The organism is Rubricoccus marinus (assembly GCF_002257665.1).
Lineage (GTDB): Bacteria > Bacteroidota > Rhodothermia > Rhodothermales > Rubricoccaceae > Rubricoccus > Rubricoccus marinus.
This window is the reverse complement of record NZ_MQWB01000010.1, coordinates 115,392-139,488: the sequence shown is the minus strand read 5'-3', so window position 1 is coordinate 139,488 and position 24,097 is coordinate 115,392. Positions and strand designations below refer to the sequence as shown.

The following is a 24,097-nucleotide window of genomic DNA, read 5'->3' as shown; positions in this document are numbered from 1 at the left end:
GTGGACGCTGGAGAACGGGGAGTGTTCGTCATGCCAGCCTCTGGCGTGACGATGCCGGAAGAACCCGGACAGGCGGCTCCGTGTCAAGCGCACCACGGGACCTCCCCTATGTGCGAGGGGTGTCGGGCTGCGAGGTCGACGCCCTCGAACCGGCCAAGACAGGCCCTTTGGGCCGAAACGCGCGCCACACCTATCAGGCGACACATCGCCCCGGTCTGCGCATCTTTTTTTTGAGGTGCCCTCATAATGTCTGTTATGAGGGTTCGATTCCGGACTGTTTCGGCCGAAAGGCTCAAATCGGCCCCGCTGAACCGAGTGGGGCGATTCTGCACCTCGCCGCGCCCGCTGCCACCTTGTCACGGATCTCAGCGGCGGCGGCGGAAATGGGAGGTCTCAACCGCGCGCTGCCCGTGGTGGTGGTCGCCTGGGTTCGACCAGCGGCTCGTCGGGTTGGCCGCGGCCGCCGCGCTGAAGAGGCGGGTGGTGGCGCGCGCGCCCCACCCGGTCGGCGTCTCGTCCGTGCGCCTGGTCCCGGTCCGCGCGCCGCGCCCTGTCCCATCTCCGCTCCGCCTGGTGCTCGGCGGTCGGCCAGCGCTCGACGTCTGGGCTGCGACCGTGCCGACGCCGGCGCTGGTGCAGCGCGGTGTCTTTCCCGTTTGGCACGATGTCCGCCCGGGCACCCAGCGTCGTGGCGTACTCCGCTGGCGCCGCGGAGGCGGGGGCGGGCGCGAAGCGGCTGGCACCGTCGGGCTTCAGCCTGCCTCTGTCCGACGCGCGTGACGCGGTCGGTCCAGCCCGGCCGGTGAGACGTCGGCTGTGGGGTACGAAGGACTATTTCCGTTATTGGAACCCTTCCCTTGGATCCATCCACAGCAGACCTCCCGTCGAGAGACGGGAGACCTTTTTCCACACTTCAGCCTCGCCTCGTTACAGAGGTTTAAAGGAAGGGTTAGAGGATGGACGCACGAGTATTCGGACGCCAGAGGCTGCTCGGCGTCCCTGTCTATACAGGATGGTCGCACGTGTATTCAGTCGCCGCGCGGTCTCTATACATATAAGGTGGTCGCACGGGTATTCGCAGGCCGCACGTCTATTCCGAGAAGGTCGTACGTCTATTCGTGGACAACTCGGACGGGGATGTGCTTGTCCACAGCGTCCTATCGCCATTCGGAGCGCACAGCAGAGCGGGCCGCCAGCGGCGCCTCTCGGCTCGCCAGCGGCCCGTCCGTCTCTGCGGTCGCCTGGGTTCGGGTGGACGCCGCCCGTGCGTCCGGGTGGCCGTCAGGCCTTCGGCTTCTTTGGTGGTCTGTACTCCACGTCGGGACCTGTGGAGTGGAGGACGATCCGGCCGCGCGGCGTCTCATAGAACAGCTCCGGCCAGACGCCGCGGATCGCCCGGAGCGCCTTGCGGACCTGGTAGGCGAAGTCCTTCTTGCCCCGCGCGGTGAGCACGCCGTGTTCGTCGGATTGGTAGTGGCTGCCGAGCTGCGCGTGGAGGTCGTCGTAGCTCACGACGATCCTGGGCCGCCCGGTCCGTTGCATCCCCGCGAGCCGGTAGGTGAGCCAGAGGTAGAGGTCGTAGGCCGCCGGTCGGCCGCGGAAAAGCTGCGCCTTGCGGAAGTCGAGGGGGAAGCAACTCGACACGATCTCGCTCCAGAACCTGGCCGAGAGCGTGATCGAGCCTCCGTCGATGGGTTCGGAGGTACGGGTGCCCGCCCGGCTCCAGAAGTGGTAGTCGTCGACGACGAGGAGGTGCTCGCCCTTGAGGTCGCGGCGCCCGGGCGTGATCGTTTCCCACTCGAAGGTCACCACGCACGTGGCGAGCCGCTGCAGCTGGTCGAGGACGTAGCGGAGGCGTCCGTTGTCGCCGCCGCTCGGGGTGATGTCCATGCGCGCGCAGAAGGCGCTGATGGTGCCGCCGAGGTCGATGGTGGGCGAGTCCTTGGTGCGGGCCTCGGTCACGATGAACGCGAGGAGGAGCCGCGCCAGGCCGCCATACGGGATGCCGCGTGAGACGCGCGGGTGGAGGTGGCCGGGTCCCTTTTCCATGCCGGCACGGACGGAGAGCGTGAACTCGCCGTTGGTGGCCGAGTACTCCCGCGCCAGAAGCCTCATCGTGCCGCCGATCCCGTCGGGGATCTCGACGGGGCGGCCGTCAGCGTCGCGCTCGAACACCTCCTGGTGCGGGAGCATGGCCTGAACGAAGAGGGTGGGGGACAGGGCGACGGCCCCCGCCTCACGGGCGCCTTTTTCCAGGATGCGGGAGAGTTGGCGGTCGAGGTTGATCTTCCGGGTGCGGGCGGCGCGGTGGGCGGGAGAGCCGTGCGCGCCAGAGGCGCCCGTCCCGGCTGGGGGGTGAGGCATGGGTGGGTGGGATGCCGAGCCGGGCCAGGGCGTGCGAGGGCACCGTTCTCCGAGACACGCTCGTATCTTGGAGGGACCTGATCGGCACACGTCGCAGGACCGATGGTCCCGACTCGAAGGAGTGAGGCCGGATTCCTTGTGGCGAGGGATCCGGCCTCGCTGCGCTAAAAAGGGGGTTTGCCGGCCCTCTGCGTTCGGACAGGACTCTCGCCCAACCCAGCAGCAGACCGCTCTGGCGGTGGCGCGCCAGAGACGAAAAGGTACATCCCATTTCATCTTTTCCGTCACGCGAGCGCCTGGCATGACGTGGATTTGCTTCGGCACCTTTCGACTCGATCAAGGCAATCCCTCGTTTTTGTTAAGGATCGGTTAACCCGTTCTGCTCATCCGTGACCGACCCTGCCTCTCCCCGCATCGTCCCTCCTGATATGCCGTCCACTGATCCTTCCCTCTCCGGGGACCGCGTGCCCGATCCCGCGAGGCCGGACTACGGCACGGACGGGCAAGCGGTCTACTGGCTGCGGTATTACGTCCTGATCGTGACGCGCCGTCGGCGGCCGTTTTTCCAGGACGAGCGCGCGCGTCGTCGGTGCGAGGAGCTGATGACGGAGATCGCAGGCCAGATCGGGTGCGAGGTCGTGCGGTGCCAGGTGAGCCCGGCCCAGGTCATCGTCGAGGTCATGGCCCCGCCAAAGATGGCGCCCCACAGCATCGCGCACCGGTTGCGCTACGACGCGGCGGCGCCGCTCAAGGCCGAGTTCGAGGAGATCGCACGTGTGGGGGCGGCGTTCGCGCACCAGTACATGGTCACGACGGTGCCCGTGCCGGAGACGGATTGCAACGACTTCGAGGCGAGGATCTCTCGGTCCTAAGCGTCCCGCCAGAGGCGCGCGCGTCGGCGCCAGAGGTGGGTAGCCCGTGTTCACGCGGTAGAGAGGCCTGGAGGGGGACGGAGAGCGCGTGCGGTTCGCCTACTCGACGACGGAGCCCCGCTCGATGGCGCGCGCGAGCCAATCGTCTTGGTTTGCGATCGCGTCGATGACGGCTGCTAGCAGGGCGCCCTGGGGGAGTTGGAGGCCGACGGTGAGGAGAATCAAGACGGGGAGGGTCGGGTTGCGCTGGCCGCGCTCGATGCTGCTGACGTAGGTGCGGTCGATGGCGGCGCGCTCGGCGAGCGTGGCCTGGCTGATGCCGAGCTCCTTGCGGCGCGCGCGGACGACCGGGCCGATGACGTCCATCGGCTGGGGGCCTTGCGGGAGCCGGAACCTCGACATGTTGGGCATGTCGGGAAGCTTCCCGGATGTGGACTCTAGCGCGACGGACCCTAGTCGTCATCGTGCGCTAGGTTTGAGGGACTGCCGCTCGCTATTCGCCCCGATGTCCGGACCTTCCGCCGTTCTCGATGACTCGCCCCTCTGTCGCGATGGCGACGTGCTGCACCGGATCGTCTACCGGGTGGAGCTGGTGACGCGGCGCAGGCGCCCGTTGTTCGAGGACGGAGCCGTGCGGGATCGGGTAGAGGCCCTGGTCGAGGCGACGGCGGAGGCGATGAGGGTAGCGGGCAGAAACGTGTAATCGTGTACGGTAGCGGAGGGTGGTCACGAACCCCGCCGCGCCCGGACGAGCTCGGGCCGGACGTCGTAGGCCCCGTAGAGCGTGACGTTCTCCCACTGCACTGGGCTCACGTGACGGAGCATCTCGAAGTCCGGCGCGTCGGGGTCGTCTGCCGCCTCTGCGACCACGCGCTCGATCTCGCGGATCTGCCAGTAGATGATCGAGGCCAGGACGAGCGTGAGGCAGCTCGCCGTCGAGGAGAGCCGCCGGAAGTCCCGCTGGTCGGCCCGGCCCCGCTTCCCGTAGAACACGGCCCGCGCCAGCGCGTGGAGTTCCTCCGACTTGAGCAGCCCCCGCCGGACGCGCCGCCTCAGCTCCGGTCGCCCGACGTAGTCGAGGACGTACTCCGTCTTGAGCGCCCGCCCGAGCGCGCGGTAGAAGTGGTTGGCCCCGCCGAAGGCGACGACCCGCTTCATCGCCACCGACGCCGTCGTGTGCCCGGTCGCGAGCGAGCACACGAACCGGCCGATCCGGTCCCACTCCTCCTCGACCCAGCGGAGCCGGAGCCTGCGGTCGCGGGCCGAGAGCATGGGCCAGAGCGGCCCGTACCGCACGGGGCCGGCGGCGGCCCCCTCGTCGTCGGAGGCCCGGTAGACCCGCTGCTTGTGGAGGCCCCGGATGCGAGGCGCGAACCGCTTGCCGAGGAGCGCGAAGGCGGCGAACTGGACCTCGGTGTACCCGTGCGTGTCGGTGTAGTGCTCGTCGATCTCGAGGTCCGACTCGTGGTAGAGGTGGCCGTCCAAGACGTAGCCCGAGTCGCGCTCGACGGTCTCGAACGGGACGACGTGGAACGGGGCGTAGTTGTCGGCGATGAAGTTGTAGAACTCGAGGGCGTAGTCGCTCATCCGGTGGCTGTACGTCCGCTTGAGCGTTTTCCTCGGGAACAGGAACCGCTGCCCGTCCGACGACGACGTTTTCCCCTCGCCCCACACGCGGGCGGTGTCGAGCCCGGCGATCCCGTTGACGACGGAGGCGAGCGCTCCTCGGAGCGCGTCGCCGTGGAGCCGCCAGTCGGCGAGCCGCTTGATCCGGTCGTAGCTCACGCCGTCGGTGAGCTCGGCCATCGTCTGCGGGCCGAGGTTGCACCCGAAGGCGATGACCGCGGCGACCGCCTCGCACACGTCGGCCGGGCTCCGCTCGCCCGTCGGCGCGAGCGTGAGGGGGCGCGTGAACCCGAGCGCGTTGTCGACCTCGATGAGGAGGTCGGGGAGCCGGACGCGCCGGACCCGGCGGGCGAGCCACGCCTTGAGCTCGGCGAGCCGGGCCTCGCCGCCCTCGCCGAGCGCGTCGGCCGGGTCGGACCCGAACCGCCACCGGCCGTCCGCGACCGTGACGTAGGCGTTCGACGGGAGCCCGGCGACGAGCCGGTCGTAGGCCGCGCCGAGCCGGGTGGCGAGGAGCCCGACGGCCTCGGCGCCGTCGGCCGGGAGTCCGGCCCGCCCGAAGAACGACGCCCGCTCGGCCTCCCAGGCGTCCTCGGGCATGAAGAGGTCGGAGAGCTTCCCGAACCGTTTGCTCCCGGCCACGGCCACGTTCCCGCGCCGGACCTCGTCGCGGAGCGCCGTCAGCACGGCGGCCTCGTACGCCGCCCGGTCGATCCCCCCGCCCCGTTCGACGTGCCTCCGGCGGGCCTTCGGGATGAACGACGTGGGCGCGCCGTCGGGCACCCGGCGCTTCCCGCCCTCGTTCATCGCGCGGAGCACGGCGACCGACTCGACGAGGGCGTCGGCGTGGGGCGAGCCGCCAGCGGGGTCGGCTTCGAAGTCGAGCGCGGCCAGGAGCGTCGGCGAGAACCGCCGGAGGTACGGGAGCCGGTCGGCCACGCGCGCGAACGGGTCGCCGTCCGCGAGCCAGGCGTCGGCCTCCCCGATCCGCTCCAGGACGGCGTCCTCCGGGACGAGCTCGGTGACGTCGGCCCAGAGGTCCGCGACCGTCCCCGCCGTCGCGGCCCGACCCCTCGCCGCCCGGTCGGCGACGAGGGCGACGATGTCGCGGAGCGCTCGGACGGTCGACTTATGAGAGCGGCGGCTGCGCTTCGCCTCCTCGCCTATCGCCCGCTCGGCCCGGCCGTACGCGCCGGTCACGAGCTTGGCGTGGAGGTCGACGACGTGGTCGACGGTGTCGGCGTGGGCCTCGTGGAGGAAGCACACGAGGGCGGCGTAGCGGCGCTCGGCCCTGAGCTCGCGGAGCCGGTACGCCGTCGAGGCCCGGACGCGGTGGGCGAGCGCCTTCCGGAGGCTCGGCCGGAGCCACCCCAGGTCAACGCCGAGCACGCCCGTGGCGCGGATCGTCTCCAGCTTCTCCGCCTCGGCCACGAGCGCTCGTGGGGAGGCGTGGCCCGGCGGGTCTTTGATCGATTGGAGGGGGGATGTCAGGCGGTCGTCGTCCACGTCGAGGAGGCCGTCGAGCGCCACCCGTACGCCGTCGGACAACGCGGCACCGACCCGCTCGTCGATCTCCTCGGCCACCTCAGCGCGGACCTCGCCGGCCAGCCGCCGGAGCGCGGACGTGGCCGGGAGGAGGACCCGCTCCCGCCGGAGGTACGCCTCGGCCGCGGCGACGAGCCCGGCGGGGCGCTCGAGGTGGGCGGCCTCGACGCGGAGGTGCACCCGGAGCGCGGCGCGCTCGGCGTCGCCGAACGGCCGGACGCCGAGGTGGCGACGGACCACGTCCGCGTGCTCGGAGACCGTCGGCCGTCTGGCGGCGTACCGAGCGGCGAGGGCTTCGGGCTCGGCGCCTCCGACGTCGAGCTGGTCGGCGACGAGGCGGAGGAGGTCGGGCTCGGTCTCGAACGGGCGCTGGCGCGGGAGGCGCCCCGTGAGCCGGACGAAGGCGACCTGGTAGGCGAGCCCGAGCCGGGTGTGGTCGTGGCGGCGGCGGGCGACGAGGGCGAGGTCGTCCGCCGAGAGGCGTACCTGATCTGCGACGTCGTAGCGGCCCACCGACACGGCGCTACCGCCCGTCGGAGGCGCCGCCGAGCCGGGTCCCGCCCATCGCCTCGCGGAAGGCCCGGTCGACGTTGGCCCGCGAGGGTTCGTAGTAGACCTGCGTCGTCTCCGGGCTCTCGTGGCCGAGGAACCGCTGGAGCAGGTTCTCCGGCATCCCCCGGTCAGCCAGCCGCTGGGCCGTCGTGTGCCGGAGGAGGTGGGGGTAGACCCGCTTCGTGATCCCGGCCTCCGACGCCACCTCCTTCACGATCTGCTGGACCCGGCGCTTCGAGTACTCCCCGCCGCGGGGCGACGGGAAGAGGTACCCCGTCCGGCGCTCGCCGAGGTGGAGCCGGAGCTCGTTCGCCAAGGAGCGGAGGATGGGGACGTCGCGGGCCTTGTCTCCCTTGTCGACGACGCGGACCTCGAGGTCGGCGAACGAGACGTCGTCGGCCCGCATCCGGCAGAAGGCGCCGACTCGGCTGCCGGTCTCGACGAGGGTCCGGACCATGAGCCCACGGGTCCCGCTCTGCTCGTAGGCCGTGTCGAGGAGCGCGTCGAACTCCTCGCTCGTCAGCCGGTCGACGGCGCCGCGCCTCCGCTTCGGCGGGGTGAGCCCGACGCGGCGGCGGGCCTCGGCGACGAGGTGCTTCGACTGGTCGTAGGTGTAGCCGCCGTCGCGGAGGAGCTTGGCGAGGCGGCGGACGTCGCGCTGGCGGTCGTGGTCGCCACGTTCGACGGAGGCTTTGGCGGGAGGCATCACTTCGCGTTGGCTCGTTTACCGCGCGAAGATAGCCGGTTTAGCGAGTCAGGCAGACACTACAAGTCCCCGACGCCCTCGCGGACTTCGCTCTCTCGGTCTTACGCGAAGTCGGGCTCGTCCCCAGAAGCAGGCGCCGCTCCTCAGCGGACGACTGCGATCCGGGCCACGTCGGAGGCCTCTCCCGAGGTCACGCGGACGACGTAGGCCCCGGAGGCGAGGGCGCCCGCCGCGAGCCTAGCCTCGTGCGCGCCGGGCTCAGCCTCGCCGTCGTGGAGGACGGCGACCTCGCGCCCGAGCGCGTCGTAGACCGCGACGCGGACCTCCCCTGTCGTGGGGACCTCGAAGGGGACCGTGACCTCGCCGTGGGCGGGGTTGGGGTAGGGCGGGGAGAGCGCGAGGCGGTCGGGGGCCGCAGCCCGAACGCGGACGGTCTTCCGTTGCAGGACTGCGCCGGACTCGTCGAGCACGTCGAACACGACAGCACCCTCCTCGCCGACTGGAGCGCGGCGGTCAAGGTCAAGGGCAAACGTCGCTTCCGTCTCCGCGCCGGCCGCCACCGCGCCGAGGTCAAGCCGACTAGGTGAGACGGTGATCCACTCGGGGGCAGAGAAGAGCACGACGGTTGCAGCATCTACTTTCCGGTCGGCGGAGGTGTTCGCCACCGCAAGGTTGAGAGTGTTGCCCGCCGACGCGAAGGGGAGTAAGTAGGGCTGTTGCTCAGCGGAGGCTTGGGCGTGGGTAGCGTGGGATGCGAGGAGGGCGACCGCGAGTAGAAGGATGCGCGTGGGTAGAAGGGTGAGGGCGTAAGGGCGACAAGTCATGGGGATGCGCTAGGTTCGAACAGAAGGCGACTGAGTACCGGTCAGTGGGCTGGACCGGTGTCCACGACGCCTGCGTCTCCGAGGAGGCGAGCCAGGACGCCCGCCACGTCAGTATCGAGGGCGTAGGCGTAAGCCCGGATTCGGTAGGATCGGACGTCAGGGACGAGGACAAGGTCGATGCGCTCCCCGCTGGGCTCGGTGACCGAGCCGACGCCGAACTCGCCGTAGACGGAGGGCGTAAGGTTTGAGGCTTCAAGGGCAGTTGCGTCGCGGACGCCGAGCGAGCGAAACCGGACGGACCACTGCCCAACGGGGTCGGAGTTTGCCGTCTCAGCACGTAGTTGGTCGTAAGCACCCGGAGAGAATGCGAGGCCGATCTCCCCACTGTAGACCCGACCGCCCCAGAGTTCGAGCACGGCCCGGACTTGACCGATCGTGAACGGGCGCGAGGGGTCGAGGACGGTGAGGGTAGCGAAGTTGCGCCCGCCGCCGCCAAGGCCCACCTGGCCCGGCAGTTTCACCACACGTCGGCCGTCCTTTAGCGCCTCGCGCTCGAGTTCGACCGTGCGGCGTCCACCGATCCGTCGGACGTCGGACGTGAGCAAGAGGGTGTCGGGATCGCGGACGTTGAGGACCACGTGTCCGGCGTCGGCGAGGGGCGACGCGAGGGCATCGTCGAGAACGGGCACCGGAGTGGCATCGAGGACAGCGGCGAGATCGTCCAAGAGCCCGACCGCCCCGAGCACTCGGTTGTACTCGCCCGCAAGGTCGTTCCCGAGGCGGAGGGAACCGTTCGCGAGGCGGTGGGCGACGCCGACTGTGAACGAGCCGAAGTGCGGGGGCGCGTCTCCACTGGGCACGTCAGAATCCCCGACGGCAAGCCGGACATCCCCGAACTCGACGGGATCAAACGGGCCGGTCGATGGGAGCGCGACACTCAGACGCACGTATGGTTGTGCCCTCCAACGCCCGGCTTGGTCAACGAGCTTCAGGGCAGCGTCGAGCGTGGCCGTGTCGAGGCGGCGGTTGGAGTTCCGACCGGGCGGCCGGGCGAGGGCGTTGACGTCGATGGCGACCGCGACAGCGCCCCCCTCTGGGTCAACATCTAGGGCGTCGCGGGGGGGCAGCGTCGGCGCCTGCTCGGCGAGGACATCGTCGGGAGGGTGGCACGGCGCGAACCCAGGCGCAGCGAGGACGCGGTCGAGAGCGACTTGAGCCGACTCGGCGGACACCAAGCGGGTCTGGGCTTGGTTCTGGCGGTGGGCCGTAAGGCGGAAGCTCATCTATTTGAACGGGATGTCCCACTCCCAATCGAGCGTCATGCCCGTGAGGAGGTCCACCCTCTTGCTGGAACCGGCCGCGAGGTCTTCGAACCGGGTAGCCGTGTCGGGTGTCACGCCGACCCTGTGGGCTGGCTGCCGAGGGGGGCAGATGTAGACCACCTCGGTGTAGCCGGTGTCCCGTGCGAACCCGAGGTACCGATTAATCGACCGCTCGAGGCCTATACCGGACGATCGGTGCCGGAACGCTTCGGCATTGACCTTGGCTTGGTACACAACGCCATCGACGAGGATGTCGATGTCCGAGCCCCCGAGGAGCGGCTGGGCCACAGCGACCGAGCCGGTCGATGGTCTCCGCGCGAGGTGGCCGGCTACCTGCATTTCCCAGAGGTGTCCGTGGAGTTGGTCGTTCCCACCAAGCCGGTCGAAGAGCGCGAGGAGGCCGTGGCGGGCCACGTCGGTGTCCTCCATCTTGTCGGCCACATCACGGTGGTTAAGGAGGATGGTGACGGAAGAGCTGAGCGGACGCCGCCCCTCATGAATCGGTAGTAGAGTCCACGAGGTGGACAGTAAGGACGCCCTCAGCCGATGCCCCCCCCGTGATGGGGGACGCCGCATAGCGTGAAGCCCGAAAAAGGTCATAGATGAGTCGACCGTCGGGCGTCCAGGACGCCCCGCCGGTGAGTGTGGCCTCGGCTTCGGCGACCCCATTGCCTCCCTCGACCAGCGTTGGGAGTACAAGGCGCTCCCACGACCCGTCCGACGCGGCGACCCAGGTCCCATCCTCGGCGGCGAACACGATCCGGGTCCCATCTGGCGATATGTCAAGGTCGCGGACGAATCGATGCCGGTAAGGAAGAATCTCGGTCTTCCGCGCGAGCCCATCTGGTCTGACCGTAGCCACTCCGATCGCTTCGACGCCCTCATCGGGGCGGGGGGCAGAGTAGAAGAGACGAAGGCCATCTGGGTGCCAAGCGGGGCTCCCTCCGTACGGTACGGTATTGACCGGGCCTTCCTCCTCCAATTCAACGTCCTCCGCGATCATTACCCCACACGAGGGTGGTGACGGAGGGTCGGCGCATACTGTTCGCACGTAGGTGATCCAGCGACCATCGGGGCTCCATGTCGGCTGTACCCCACCCCCTACTCGGCGGCGGTCTGAGCCGTCGGGGCGCGTAGTGAAGACGGCAAACCCAGCCGCGTAGACAATCCGCTCTCCGTTCGGAGACCAGTCGAGCCCGGCGGTTCCCCTCTCGACCGAGAACGTGGCGATTTCTCCACCGTCGAGGTCAAAGACTGAGACATCAGGGGAGGGAGACCATGGGACACGGAAGAGGGCGACTCTCTTCCCATCTGGACTGAGGAGGGGAGATCGGAGGCCGACCTCGCCCCCCTCCTCGAACTCGAACGGAGTGGAGGTAGAAAGAATCGGGACACCCTCAACGAACGCTGTGGATGGACCGGAGGTCGTATCGCACCCAATGGCGAGAAACAGCAGCAGCCCCACAGCGAGAGTGGAGATTCGCCAAGTGGTCCGAATCGCCTGTCCCTCGCGGGGTCGGGGAAGCTTCAGACGTGGAGTGACCATTGTTCACTCGTTTGCAACGTTCGTGGAGGGATGTTCCGAGTACGACGCAGCGGCCAATGCGACCCTAAAAGCCTAAATACTTCGAGGGCTTTGACATCCGAACGAGAAGCACGGGTCAGACGTATATCCTTCGCTGCTCCGCGAAGCCTTCGCGGCAATGATATGGCGCTACCGGGCTCTGTTCCTAACTGAAAAACTTGGCATTTTCAGCCGCCCCTCTGGAAGGTCTAGCCCCCCGGGCGTCCCGGCGGTACTCCCGCATGGTCACGCCTGTGGCTCGGTGGAACGCCCGCGACCCAGAGTCGTCGCGTCTCCACCCCACGGCGGCAGCCACCTCGGATGCTTGAAGGTCCGTCTCAGCTAGCAGCCGTCGAGCCTCGGCCACCCGTCGCTGCTCAATGACTTCTCGGGGGGCGGCCTCTATGTCGCGCCGGAACGCTTTCCGGAGGACGTCGATCGAGACCCCTACCACTTTGGCCACGTCCTCGGGCCCCCGGAGCCGAGCGTACTCCTTATCGATGAGGTCGACGGCGGTACGGACTAGAGGGCTCATGAGACCAGATCAAGAGGGAGAGCTGACATCGGCTCGGATCTCCTTGACGATTCGCCCGACGACCGACCGGCTCACGCCAGCCTCGCCCCCACGCTCGTCGGCTATCGCCGCATGGATCTTCCGCACGGAGAGGTCCGTCGTCCGCGCCAGCTCCTCAACTCGCGCCGCCACGTCTCCGTTCGTGGCCGGTCGACCGACGTGGCGACCGCGCGCCTTCGCCGCGGCCATCCCCGCCTGGACCCGCTCGGCGATTAGCGCACTCTCGAGCTCTGCCATTGCCCCGATGACCGCGAACATCGCTCTCCCCATCGGGCTCGTCGTGTCCACGTCGTCCTGAACGCTTACGAACCGGACGCCGAGGTGGTCGAACTCGTCGAGCGCGCGCACGAGGTGCGACACGCTCCGGGCGAAGCGGTCGAACTTCCAGACGAGCACGCAGTCGAGCTCGCGCCGACGCGCCGACGCCATGAGCCGGTCGAGGTCGGGGCGGCCCTCCTTGCGGCCCGAGACGGCGACGTCGGTGTAGGCGGCGACGACGGAGAGGCCCGCGCGGTGGGCGAAGGCGCGGAGCCCGTCGTGCTGGAGGTCCGGCGACTGGTCGGCCGTCGAGACGCGGGCGTAGGTGGCCGTGCGGACCGTCGGCGTCTCGGTACTGGAGTGGGCCGCCATATAAACGAGTAGCAGTGTCCGAGAAGGTATCCTTATGGGACAGAGTCTCGGTACTCTCACAGGCGCCGGGACGGCCGATTCTGTGTGCCTCCCGGCACGACCCTTTTGGGACACCCCCCGGCGAAGGGCCTTCGCTCCCGAAAACTCCTCCGCCCGTGGCCTCCGTCGAGCGCACCGCCTATCCCCGCTTCCGGCCCTCGCTCTCGCGCGCCGAGGTCGAGGCGCTCTACGACCCGACGGACGACGAGCTCGCTTTCGTGCAGACCAACACCCGCACAGACCAGCGACAACTCACGCTCCTCGTTCTCCTGAAGGGCCACCAGCGCCTGGGACGCCTGCCGTCGGTGCGGAGTGTGCCGAAGGGCGTGCGCCGCTACCTGGCCGCCGTGCTCGGTCTCCCGGCGGACACCCCGCTCAGTACTCCCACCCGGCAGGACCGGCATCGGTACCGCCGAGCCGTCCACGGCTTCCTCAGTGTCCGCTCGTACTCCGAAGGAGGGAGCGCCATCGCGGCCGAGGCGATGCGCGAAGCAGCGGCCGTGATGAGCGACCCGGCCGACCTCGTCAACGTTGCCGTCGAGACACTCGTCCGCGAACGGGTCGAGCTTCCTGCCTTCAGCGCGCTCGACCGGCTGGCAGGGAGCGCACGCGAGCGGGTCCACGGCGAGATCTACGCGCGCGTCGCCAGTCGGCTCACGCCCGACGACCGGGCACGGCTCGACGGCCTCCTCGACGTCGAGCCGGGCGGGTACCTCACCGGGTTCACCCGGCTCAAGGCGCCGCCGGGTCCACCGACCTTGAAGCGTGTCCGCGAGCGTGTCCGGCACCTCGGCGAGTTGGTGGGGCTGCTGGAAACCGCTCCTCTCATCGAGGGCGTGGCCCACACCAAGGTCCGCCAGTTCGCCGCCGAGGCGCGAGCGCTCGAAGTCGGCGACGTGAAAGGACTGGCGGATGACGCCCACCGACGTGCGCTGCTCGTCTGCTTCGTCCACGACGCCCAGGTCACCGCCCGCGACGACTTGGCCGAGATGTACCTCCGGCGGATGCGGCGGACGCACAACCGGGCCAAGCAGGCGCTCGCCCGGCTCCACGAACGCCACCGCGAGATCGAGGAGGAGATGCTGACCGCCTTCGCCGACGTGCTGGGGGAAGCCGAAAGTGAGAGCCCTGACGAGATACTCGGACGCCGAGTCCGCCGGGTGCTCGAGGCCTACGGCGGCGCGGACGAGCTGCGGGAGAAGTACCGGATGGTCGCGCTCTACCACTCGGGCAACTACCTCCCGCTGCTTTGGGACGCCCACCGCGCGCACCGCTCAGCGCTCTTCGACCTCTTGGACCTGCTTGAGCCGCAGCCCGCCACGCAGGACCGTTCGCTCGTCCGAGCACTCGACTACGTCCGGGAGCACCGGACGGCACGCCGGGACCATTTCCCCGACGAAGTCGACTTGAGCTTCCTGAGCCTGCGCTGGCGAGCGTTCGTCGAGACCCGCGAGGACGGCGGCCGTCCTGGGGAGGTCGTGCTCGGGCGACGCGAACTCGAAGTGGCCGTGCTCAGCCACGTTGCCGACGCCCTCCGTTCGGGCGACCTCTTCGTCCCCAGCTCCCAAGCCTTCGCTGACTACCGCGAGCAGCTCCTGCCCTGGGATGAGTGCGAGGTCCGGCTGCCTGCGTACTGCGAAGCGCTCGAACTGCCCACGACGGCCGCCGAGTTCGTTGTCGGGCTCCGTGACCAACTCACAGTCGCGGCCGAGCGGGACGACGGAGCCTTCCCCAACAACGCCGAGCTGTCCATCGATGCGGCCGGGAAGCCCCACCTCAAGCGGATGTCGGCCGAGCTCGTGCCCGAGGGGACCGACACGCTCAAGGAGGCGCTCGGCGCGCGGATACCCGAACGGCACCTGCTCGACGTGCTCAAGAACACGGCCGCATGGTCGGGCTTCGCTCGCCACTTCGGCCCGCCGTCGGGGAACGACCCGAAGCTCGTCGCCCCCGAGCGGCGGTACCTGCTCGCCGTGTTCGGGTATGGGACCGGGCTCGGACCGACCCAGCTCTCGCGGCACGCCCGAGCGAGCAACGTCGGCGACGGCGACTCCGCGACCCCGCGTGCGCTCGAACTCACTAACCGCCAGCACGTCACGACCGACTCGTTGGAGGCCGCCCTCCGCGATGTCGTCGCCGAGTACACCCGCTTCGAGCTTCCCTTCCACTGGGGCTCGGGACGCGCGGCCATCGCCGACGGCACCCACGTCCCGCTCGTCGAGAACGGGCTCTTGGGCGAGCGGAGCGTCCGGCACGGGGTCCGACAAGTATTGGAACAGAATTGTCCGGTAGGTCGACCTGAGGCGCGGGCCGGCTGGCTACCACCCGTCCTCGGGCGCCGACGGGTCCCGGAGCGGTCGGAGCTCGCCGCGCGTGACCTCCCGCGGCAGCTCGAAGTGGTACCGCCCGAGCATCCCGATGTGCTCCGAGCCCAGCGGCGAGAGCCGGGCCACGTCCTCGTCCCACACCTCGGCGCCCTCCGCCCGGAGCGTGTCGAGCGCGGCCTGCTGGTACCGCGTGTTCCACAGCACGACCGCGTTCGTGACGAGGCCGAGCGCCGAGAGCTGGTCCTCTTGGCCCTCCCGGTACCGCTTGCGGACCTCGCCGCGGCGGCCGTGGAAGACGGTCCGCGCGAGCGCGTGCCGGCTCTCCTGCCGGTTGAGCTGCGTGAGCACCCGGCGGCGGTACGCCTCGTCGTCGACGTAGGCGAGCAGGAAGAGCGTCTTCGCCGCACGGCCGACCTCGCCGACCGCCTTCGCGAGCGTGGACGGCCGCCCCCCGCGCTGGAGCACGCGCATCACCTCGTGCGCCCCGACGGCCCCGGTCTTGAGCGAGCCCGCCACCCGGAGCAGGTCGTCCCAACTCTCCCGGATGAGGTCCGTCTTGACCCGCTGGCGGGCCACACCGCCGAGCGGGCCGTAGTCGACCGCGCGGTCCATCCGCCAGAGCCGGGCGTCACCGAGGTCGGCGAGCCGCGGGCTGAACTGGTAGCCGAGGAGCCGGAAAAGCCCGAAGACGACGTCGCTGTAGGCGGCGGTGTCGGTGACGACCTCTGTGGGCTGGAGGCTCGTCCGGTGCTCGAGGAGCCCGGAGAGGACGTAGAGCGAGTCCCGCAGCGTGCCGGGGACCACGACGCCGTGGAAGCCCGTGAGCTGGTCGCTCGTGAAGTTGTAGTAGGTGACGCCCCGCCCGCGGTTGAAGTACTTCGGGTTCGGCCCGGCGTTGAGCGTGCGGACGGGGACGACGAAGCGGAGTCCGTCGGCCGAGGCTACTTCGCCCCCGCCCCAGACTTGCGCGAGCGGGATCGTGGCTTGGTAGTCGACGAGCCGGGCGTTGGCGTCCACAAGCGTCTCTGCCCGGACGTAGTTCTGCAAGACCCACGAGAGCCGCCGCGCGGTGAGGGCGGGCGTCCCGTCCCGGGTCAGCGGTCGGAGCCCGACGTTGCAGGCCTCGGAAACGAGCGCCGCGCACACGCTCAGCGTCATCCCGGAGGCCCGGGCCGCGCCCTCGCTCGCGTGCGTAAACGCGCCCGCGAAGTCGGTCCACGCCTCGACCTCCAGGAGCAGCTCCGGCAGCTCGACGCGGGGCATCCGCGCCTGGACGGCCTCGCGGAGGGCTACCAGACTCTCGGGCTCGTCGAGCTTGTCGAGCGGGGTCACGACGAGCCGGTCTCGCCCCTTCTCCCGCTCGATACGAAGCGCGTCGTTCGCCTCCAGGCCCGCCGCTGTCCGCCGGTACGCCGCGTCGAGCTCGGTCTGGAGCGTGACGATCTCGCCGACCGCGTCCGGGGAGAGCCCGAGCGCGCGGCAAACCGAAGGCCGGGCGCGCGTCCAGTCCTCGCCCCGCAGGAGCTTCCGACGCGGGTCGTCCCAGCGCGTGCTCTCCGGCACAAACACGTCCCGCCGTCGGAGTGCGCGGACGAGCTCGTCGAGGACGCAGAGGGTGTACGGCTTCCGCTTCGGGCCGCCCCCGCCCTCGTGTACGAGCGGCGCCCACGCGGGCGTGACCACGCCGAGCGGGGCCTCGCTCATCGGCGGTCGCCCCGAGCGCTGCTCCAGGGCGCGTAGGAAGTCCACGGCGTCCAGGAGCGGCCGAGCCGAGCGGACCCCGCCCACCTCCACCGTGCGTAGGAGCGGGGGGAGCACGTGACGGACGGTCCGCCAGGGGCCACGAGGTGCTCGCGGAACGGGGCCGCGCCCTCACGTGCGACCTCTCCAACGGTGGCGGAGGCCTCGGCGAGTGCGTCGAGCCCGACCACGGCGAAGACGTCCTCCAAGAGATGCTCTTCGGGTCGCTCGCGGCCGGACCGGGCGGCCTGAATCAAGACGTCAACGGCGGCGCGGAGCCGGAGCGAGGCGCGATCGTACTCGGCCTGCCGCTGGATCCGCTCGCGGTTACCCCGCCGCTCTGCGCTCCGGAAGAAGTCGTCCACGAGGAGCCCGATGAGGTCGAGCGCGTCGTCGAGCGTCGAGCCCTGCGCGTGCTCGGCGAAAGCGACAAGGGTCGCTGTCCGGCGTGCGCCAAGCATCTGGCCGATCGTACCGGCCCACGCCGAGGCCGCGTACCGGGCGAGGGCATCGCGGCGCGCGCGAGGGACGCCGGAGGCAGCGAGCCGACCCGTGTAGTCCCCGAGCGATCTGGCGTCCTCGACGCGCGCGAGGGCGCGGACGAGGGCCGGACCGCTGATCCGAGTCGGCGCCCGGCGGAGCTTTTCGAGTCGGCTCGTGCGGTCGCCCTCCGGGACGGCGAGTAGGGCCTCGAGCCGAGCACGCTCGCCAGCGTCCGGGATCTGAGCGAGGGCCTCGTAGAGTCGCTCGGCAGCACGGGCACGGACGCGGGCCACAAGACGCGCGAGCACGGTCACGCCGGGGAGGAGCACCTTCCGCTCGACGAGCCGGGCCGTCGCGAGGTCGAAGAGCACCGACGGCCGCTCGTGGGCCAGCCATGCCCGCGCGTAGAGCCAGCGCACGAGGCGGAACGACTCCGACGGGTCGGCGAACGGGGCGTACCCGTAGCGGCGCTGGATCTCGGCGGCGTGCTCGCGCCGGGCGGACGCCCGGCGGAGGTACCGGGCGAACGCGTCCTCCGCGTCCTCGACGCCCAGGGCGTCGGCTACGGTGCGGACGACGACGGGTGGGACCTCGCGCAAGTCGGAGAGGAACGTGCCGAGGAACCGAACCGTCCCGAGCTGGACGGCGAACCCGAGCCGGTTGTGGTCGGCTCGCCGCTCGCAGGCCGCGGCTCGGTCGGCGTCGGAGAGGTAGAAGGACCGGGCGAGCTGCTCGGCCGAAGGCGTCTCGGTGTAGTGGCCGTAGCGGGCGGCCTGGTCGTCGGAGAGGAACTCGACGGGCATAGCGCAGACCCCGCCGCCGGAGGCGGGCGGTAGCGGGTCGGGGGTGTCAGGAAAGGGGTACTCCAGCCGTGCCGCTCTGCGCGCCGTACGGGCCGGTTTGGTCGGCGTCGCGGGGGGCGGCAAGAAACGAGTGGTTGTTGACACCCCGGCGAGCGGCCCATATATAACGTGCTCGCCTCACCCGTCCCGCCCGTGCCCACCGACCCATCACCAGCTCCGCTCCCACCAAAGAAGCGGGCGGCGCTCTACCTGCGCGTCTCCAAGCGCGACGGCGACCAGACGGAAGAGAACCAGCGGCTCCAACTCCGCCGCTTCCTGGAGCAGGAGGGCTACGACCTCGCGCGGCCTGACGGCACGCTCCGGGAGTTCGTCGACCGTGAGTCCGGGCGGAAGGGGCGCCGCGAGCGCTCGGCATTCGCCGACGTCTTCGAGGCCGCCGAGCGGCGGGAGTTCGACACGCTCGTGTTCTGGAGCCTGGACCGGTTCAGCCGCGAGGGGATCCGGAAGACGGTCGCCTACCTCCAGCAGCTCGAGGCGCTCGGCGTCCGGTTCCGGTCGTACACCGAGCCGTACCTCTCGACCGAGAACGAGCTGGTGTCCCACGTGCTCCTGGGCGTGCTGAGCTACTTCGCCGAGTACGAGGCCCAGAAGATCAGCCGACGGACGATCGCTGGATTGGAGCGGGCGCGGGCTGAGGGGAAGGTGCTCGGACGGCCGTCGACGTTCGACGCGCACCGGGCGGCGCTGGAGGAGATGCTCGACGGGGGCGAAGCGAAGGCGGAGATGGCGCGTCGGACGGGGCTCGCCTACAACACGGTCAAGGCCCACCTCCGCCGCATCGAGGGCGAACGTGCAGAGATAAGCGGCTGAGCTGGAGATGCGAACGACGTACCCACAGCGACGTGATGGTGTCCTTGGGAGGCCGGTGATACTTCCTTTGCTTGGTATTGTAAGCCTGGAGCCGTATGGTTACTTCGACGCTTCGAGCTGGCCCGTGCTCGAGGAGATTTCTCCCCTCCCCTTTGCTCTCCAATGACACGGTCCTACGTACTCCTCGCTTTCTGCGCTCTCGTCCTGTGTTCGTCTCCACTCGCGCAGACGAACTCAGGAGAACCTCTTCAGGCGGTCTGCTCCGAGGGACATCCCGATCAGCCTGTTGGAGTGGCTTCAAGCGCAGCAGCCACGGTACCCGTTACAGGTGACTTCCGGGCGGCGATCATCTTCGTGAAGTTCGCCGACGACAACAGGGATTACGTCTGCCACCCAGACGGCTGGCAGTCGTCTATGGCACTCCCGCCGGAATCGAGCGAGTACCTCGCTTCATCTAAGACGGGGCCGGTCCCCGCCCGTTCGCTGACGAGGTACCTCTCCGACCAGTCGGGAGGAGCTTTTCGAATGTATGGGGATGTGTACTCGTACACGACCTCAAGCCCACAAGCTGCTTACCTCAGGCCCATAAACCGAAATGGGGGTGTATTAGGCGACCTCGATGAGGGTATGCTCGCACGGGAGGCGATGGACCACTTGAGGGACGTAGAGGGGGTCAACTTCGGCGACTACGACGAGAACGGGGACGGATACCTAGACCACCTTTTCTTTGTTATCAGGGGTTTCGGCCAGGGCGATAGAAACTGCGTGAATGGCTGGGCGGGGACATATTCATCTACCCAGGGCTACTCCTGTCCAAGAGGAGGAGTTTCGAACATCGGGTTCTTCGAGTCGGACCCGAGCGTGTATGGAGTGAAGGTGGACAACGGGAAGTCCGGTTCGTGGAATGACTGGCAGTCTATCGATCGAATCAAAGACAACGTGGACCTCTGGGCTCACGAGTTTGGGCACGACACGTGGGGGCCTCACCTCGCATACTTCCGAGATAACCGCGTACCCTCTAGCGAGACGTCTTCTGAGAGCGCGAACAGAGACCAGAACGGGTTCGGGCTCATGGTCTCGACGGATTCGAGGTCTAGGCGGTACGAAGCCGTCGCGCCGTTGCTGTCGGCGTTTGAGAGGGAGGTGATCAACCTCAAGTTCGGCCTCCAGGGCTCGTCGAAGTGGATCCAGTGCCAGAGTCTCACGTCTTCGGGGACGTACTCGGTGAGCGACCTCTTCACTACGGGCGGCTGCTACCGGCTCGGTCTCGGTACCCTCCCCACGTCCGCGCCTAGGTACGGGAACGGGGAGCAAGGGCTCTACATCTCGAACGTCCAGCGCACGACGTACTTCGGAGAGCGCCACCCCCGTTCCTACGCTGGCGCTAACGGGTGCACCACGACGCAGTGGGGCCTCCCCGTAACGGGGCTCATGATCGAGAGGGCGGCGTATGCGGGATCCGGATCCGGATTTGACAATAGCTGGTCTCGTGACATGGTGCCTTCGGACAATGACCTCGACGAGGGGGACCACGAGGGGGACCTCTGGCGCCCAGGCGTGGACCGGCAGCTGACCCCGTGGACGGTCCCCAACGTCTACGGGTACGGGAGCCTGGACCTCGTTCCGGACGAGATCCTCAATCTCGGGTACTTCGCCATCGACGATATCCGGCAGGGAACCGGGAACGGGATCACGTTCGACTTCAGCACCGACTACACTTCGGAGCCCATCGCTCGGGTGAGGAAGGACTGGACGATCACGAGCCGGACCGACAACCTCACCTTCAACGAGCTCCGCGTCGACAACGGGTCCCACCTCACCATCCGCCAGGGGGTCACGGTTACGTTCGAGGGCGACCTCTTCGTCGACTCGTTCACGACCCTGACGGTCGAGCCAGGGGTCGTCCTCCGATTCGGCCCTGACTCGAGGCTGATCGTCTTCGGTACGCTCGACGCCGACGGGGCGACGTTCGAGGCCGCGGACCCCGCAGCGGGATGGCACGGCGTCCTCGTCGCGTCCTCCACCTCGGACGCGACGATCTCGAACAGCTCGATTCTAGACGTAGGGGATGCATCTTGGGGCGTGACCAACCCCGGCGCGGCGGTCTGGATCGATAGCGGAAACGCGTCGGTCGTAGGGACCACGATCCGCAGGACAGCCGCTCCTGGCAAGGCCATCGGAATCAAGGTCGTCGGCGCGAGCTCCGAGTCCGAGATCCGCGACAACGACCTCCTCGACCTCACGTTCGACGGCATCGTGCTCGACAACTACGCGGCAACGCGCCTCGTACAGAACAGGGTGTTAGGGGTGGCTAGGCACGGACTCGTGGCCGGGTACAACACCGACGCCTGGGTCCACCCGATCATCGGGTCGAACCGAGGCAACGAGTTCTTCGATAACGCCGGAGTGGGCGTTGCCGCCGTGTCGAACGCGGAGCTCCGGTTCGCCGAGTACTACTACCCCCGCTACGGGGGGCACCACAACAACGGGTTCAACAGCGCCGACAGCAACCTTGACGGGGGCGTTTTCGCGAAGACGGGGGGCTCCGTCAGCGCCGGTTCCGTCACCAACGAGAACTTCCGCCGCAACCGGTTCGTCGGCAACACCGGGTTCGACGTGCGCGCGCGCGGCAGCGGGACCTCCGTCGTCGCCGTGTGCGACTGGTGGGGGAGCCCGACCCCGCCGTTCGCGACGAGCGAGCTCAACGGCGGCTACGTCGACGAGTCGAAATGGCTGCTTGAAGACCCGTACGTGAACCCCAACGCTGCGTGCGTGAGCCAGGCCCCGTCGATGAAGTCGTCCGGTGCGGGCGCTCGGGCTAGCGCCGCCTCGCCATCTCCCCTGGGGCGCGCGGAGGGCGCCGCGTTCGAGGACCCGGCCTCCGCGCTCGCCGACATCGCCGCCGCGGTCGCGGCGGGCGGACGGGAGGCCGCCCCCGCCGTCACGCTCGCGGCGAGCATGGCCCGGCGAGACGCGCCCGGTGCCCGCGAGGCCGTGGAGGCGTACGCCCGGCATAGGGCCGATCCAGTGCGCCGCGCCGCGCAGAAGGCCTTGGTCGGGCTACTCCACCGTGACGGCGACGTGGACGGCGCGCTGCGGCTGACCGAGGACCTCATGGGCGGCGACCTAGACGACCGCGCCGCTGCCCTCACCGCCCGCGTGTATCTCCTCTCGGACCTGGGCGACGAGAGGGGCGCGCAGGCCGCCCTGGAAACGCTGCGGGAGCACGAGCAGGGGGCCATCGAGGCTGACCTCGCCGCTGCGTACCTCTCCTCGCTCGGCGTGGAGCCTTCGACGAAGGGCGCCACAGCGGAGGCTGCGGCGCCGTCCGCTCTTGAGGTCCAGGCGACTGAGGCGTCGCTCAGCCCTGTCCGCCCGAACCCCACGCGCGGCGGCGCGCACGTCTCCTTCGTGGTACTGGATGGGGCCACGGCGCAACTCGGGGTCTTCGACGTGCTCGGCCGCGAGGTGGGAGCCCTTGGCTCGCCTGTGCGCGGTTCCGGGGCACAGACTGTAGAGATCCCGGCTGGGCTCGCCCCCGGGGTCTACGTCCTCCGCCTCACTGTGGAGACCGCCGACGGGCGGACGGAGACTCACGCCCGGCGGTTCACCGTCACCCGATAGATGACGTTTTCTGCACGTTCCGCCCGAGCCGCAGAATTGCGATTCACTGCCATCCTTGCCCTAACGCTGCTGGCGCTCTGCCCGCAGCTACTGGCGGCACAGGGCGGCCCCGCGTGGGAGCGGATTCCAGACCACCCCCGGTGGGGCGGGACGTTCGTGGGCCTCGCGTGGATTCCCGCCGCTGCCCCCGAGGGCGACACCCTCCTCGCCGTGTTCGGGGAGCCGAACCGGTTCGCCCCTGAGGCGGGGACGTGGGTGCCGCTGTGTGGGATCGGACCCTGCACCGGCGAGGACCTCCTCGTGACCTCTACCGGAGCGCTCGTCCTCGGCGCCCTCTTCGGCCCCACCGACCTCGACCGCTCCACCGACGGGGGGCGGACGTGGAGGAAGGACGTCGGCCTCGGGCTCAGCCCCCGCGTCCTCTTCGAGGCCGACCTCCCCGCCTTCCGCGGCCGCTTCGGCGGCCCCGTCCTCTTCGCCCTCGAGGGGCCGGAGTCTTGGCGCTCGGCGGAGGACGGCGAGTGGGGGACGTGGACCACCCGCCGGAGCACGCTCGGCGAGGGGCGCGCCATCGCCGAGCTCCCGCCCTCGGACTCCATCCCTACCGGACGGCTCTTCGTCGGCGTCTACAACGGCGTCGTCGGCTCCACCGACGCGGGGGAGTCGTGGGAGCCGACGGGGCTCTACGCCCAGGGCGGCTACATCGCCAGCGCGCTCTCGGTCGCCCCCGACCCCGCGCACCCCTACGGCGGCGCGGTCTACGCCTCCGGCGCGGCGTTCGCCCCGCGGCGGGGGTTCGTCGCCCGCTCCGACGACGGGGGCGCGACGTGGTCGGAGGTGCTGAGCGCGGAGGACGGGGCGTACGGGCTGGCGTACCCGATCTACGCCCGGGCGCTGGCCGTCGACGCGAGCCCCGTCGCGGGGGAAGGCGCCGTCGAGGTGTGGGCGAGCGTGGCGAGCACGGCGGGCCCCCCGCCGGACCCCGGCGTGCTCCTCCGCTCCCGGGACGGGGGCGCGACGTGGGAGCGGGCGGAGGGGACGGGCGGCTACGACGGGGAGAAGCCGGAGGAGATGGCGCTGGACCGGACGGGGCGGCTCTACCTCGCGACAAGGCGGGGGCTGTGGCGGACGGCGGAGCCGGTGGGGCGGCCGTGGGCGGTCACGGCGTCGGCCCCACGCGCGCCGGAGGCCTCCGGCGTGGAGTTGACGGTGGCGCCGAACCCGTCGAATGGAGGGGCGGAGGCGCGCCTCGTGCTGGCGTCGCCGGAGGCATCGGTGCGGGTGGCCGTGTTCGACGCGCGGGGCCGGGAGGTGGCGGTGCTCGCCTCTGGCGCCAGAGGCCGGGGCGATCACCGGCTTGCGGTGCCCACGCTCGCGCCTGGGACGTACGTCGTGCGAGCCATGGTAGGCAGGGACATCTTGGTAGCCGCCCGCTTTGCGGTGCTCCGCTGACTTTCGGAGAGCCGGCATCAGTGAGGGCACCATAATGCATGCGCTATCGGCAGGCAAGGCTGACTCAGGGTCCACATCCATCTGATTCAAGACCAGCATGAGGCGGCGCCCTCGCGCCAGTAACGATGGCGCCCCACCCGATTCGGCAACCCGACGCGCCGAAGACGGGTGGTGGCGAGC

General features: G+C 69.6%; 15 protein-coding genes and 2 pseudogenes. 6 read left to right on the top strand and 11 right to left on the bottom strand.

Going from position 1 to position 24,097, the window contains the following annotated elements; translation table 11 throughout:
• Nucleotides 1-1,281: 1,281 nt before the first annotated feature.
• Complete coding sequence (locus BSZ36_RS17475; protein WP_179271275.1) at nt 1,282-2,364, bottom strand: replication protein RepA; 1,083 nt, start codon at nt 2,362-2,364, stop codon at nt 1,282-1,284.
• A 428-nt stretch (nt 2,365-2,792) separates the two neighbouring features.
• Here BSZ36_RS17475 and BSZ36_RS17470 point away from each other — a divergent pair, with 428 nt between their 5' ends.
• A complete protein-coding gene (locus BSZ36_RS17470) occupies nt 2,793-3,236 on the top strand; it encodes a transposase (protein ID WP_094551663.1) in 444 nt (147 codons plus the stop codon).
• Between the two features lie 99 nt (nt 3,237-3,335).
• Here BSZ36_RS17470 and BSZ36_RS17465 read toward each other — a convergent pair whose 3' ends face one another.
• On the bottom strand, nt 3,336-3,647 hold the full coding sequence (locus BSZ36_RS17465) for a helix-turn-helix domain-containing protein (RefSeq protein ID WP_218827748.1): 312 nt from the start codon (nt 3,645-3,647) through the stop codon (nt 3,336-3,338).
• Between the two features lie 94 nt (nt 3,648-3,741).
• Here BSZ36_RS17465 and BSZ36_RS17460 point away from each other — a divergent pair, with 94 nt between their 5' ends.
• Nucleotides 3,742-3,939, top strand: a complete 198-nt coding sequence (locus BSZ36_RS17460) for a hypothetical protein (RefSeq protein WP_094551659.1) — start codon at nt 3,742-3,744, stop codon at nt 3,937-3,939.
• A gap of 23 nt (nt 3,940-3,962) precedes the next feature.
• Here the strand turns inward: BSZ36_RS17460 and BSZ36_RS17455 are convergent, their stop codons facing one another.
• From BSZ36_RS17455 to BSZ36_RS17420, 8 genes are all read right to left on the bottom strand, one after another.
• Complete coding sequence (locus BSZ36_RS17455; protein ID WP_179271274.1) at nt 3,963-6,920, bottom strand: Tn3 family transposase; 2,958 nt, start codon at nt 6,918-6,920, stop codon at nt 3,963-3,965.
• A 10-nt stretch (nt 6,921-6,930) separates the two neighbouring features.
• A complete protein-coding gene (locus BSZ36_RS17450; RefSeq protein ID WP_094551655.1) occupies nt 6,931-7,665 on the bottom strand; it encodes a tyrosine-type recombinase/integrase in 735 nt (244 codons plus the stop codon).
• A gap of 143 nt (nt 7,666-7,808) precedes the next feature.
• A complete protein-coding gene (locus BSZ36_RS17445; RefSeq protein WP_094551653.1) occupies nt 7,809-8,489 on the bottom strand; it encodes a T9SS type A sorting domain-containing protein in 681 nt (226 codons plus the stop codon).
• Nucleotides 8,490-8,530: 41 nt separating this feature from the next.
• On the bottom strand, nt 8,531-9,772 hold the full coding sequence (locus BSZ36_RS17440; RefSeq protein ID WP_094551651.1) for a hypothetical protein: 1,242 nt from the start codon (nt 9,770-9,772) through the stop codon (nt 8,531-8,533).
• Nucleotides 9,773-10,240, bottom strand: a complete 468-nt coding sequence (locus tag BSZ36_RS17435; RefSeq protein ID WP_143536974.1) for a hypothetical protein — start codon at nt 10,238-10,240, stop codon at nt 9,773-9,775. It abuts the gene before it with no gap.
• 64 nt (nt 10,241-10,304) lie between these two features.
• Nucleotides 10,305-11,276, bottom strand: a complete 972-nt coding sequence (locus BSZ36_RS17430; RefSeq protein ID WP_179271273.1) for a TolB family protein — start codon at nt 11,274-11,276, stop codon at nt 10,305-10,307.
• A 265-nt stretch (nt 11,277-11,541) separates the two neighbouring features.
• The gene (locus tag BSZ36_RS17425; protein ID WP_094551645.1) at nt 11,542-11,910 is read right to left on the bottom strand and encodes a helix-turn-helix domain-containing protein; all 369 of its coding nucleotides are present in this window, start codon (nt 11,908-11,910) and stop codon (nt 11,542-11,544) included.
• Between the two features lie 9 nt (nt 11,911-11,919).
• A complete protein-coding gene (locus tag BSZ36_RS17420) occupies nt 11,920-12,579 on the bottom strand; it encodes a recombinase family protein (protein WP_094551643.1) in 660 nt (219 codons plus the stop codon).
• A gap of 14 nt (nt 12,580-12,593) precedes the next feature.
• Here BSZ36_RS17420 and BSZ36_RS20180 point away from each other — a divergent pair.
• Nucleotides 12,594-14,816: pseudogene (locus BSZ36_RS20180) on the top strand (DUF4158 domain-containing protein); the annotation flags it as partial.
• Nucleotides 14,817-14,936: 120 nt separating this feature from the next.
• Here BSZ36_RS20180 and BSZ36_RS17405 read toward each other — a convergent pair.
• A pseudogene (locus BSZ36_RS17405) lies at nt 14,937-17,971 on the bottom strand (Tn3 family transposase).
• A gap of 168 nt (nt 17,972-18,139) precedes the next feature.
• On the opposite strand from BSZ36_RS17405, the gene BSZ36_RS17400 reads away from it, so the two are divergent.
• The 3 genes from BSZ36_RS17400 (at nt 18,140) to BSZ36_RS17390 (ending at nt 23,917) form a co-directional block, all read left to right on the top strand.
• Nucleotides 18,140-18,841 (top strand): recombinase family protein, encoded by a 702-nt coding sequence (locus tag BSZ36_RS17400; protein ID WP_218827746.1) that lies wholly within the window; start codon nt 18,140-18,142, stop codon nt 18,839-18,841.
• 354 nt (nt 18,842-19,195) lie between these two features.
• Nucleotides 19,196-22,465 (top strand): right-handed parallel beta-helix repeat-containing protein, encoded by a 3,270-nt coding sequence (locus tag BSZ36_RS17395; protein ID WP_179271271.1) that lies wholly within the window; start codon nt 19,196-19,198, stop codon nt 22,463-22,465.
• A 36-nt stretch (nt 22,466-22,501) separates the two neighbouring features.
• Nucleotides 22,502-23,917, top strand: a complete 1,416-nt coding sequence (locus tag BSZ36_RS17390) for a hypothetical protein (protein ID WP_094551635.1) — start codon at nt 22,502-22,504, stop codon at nt 23,915-23,917.
• Nucleotides 23,918-24,097 lie beyond the last annotated feature (180 nt).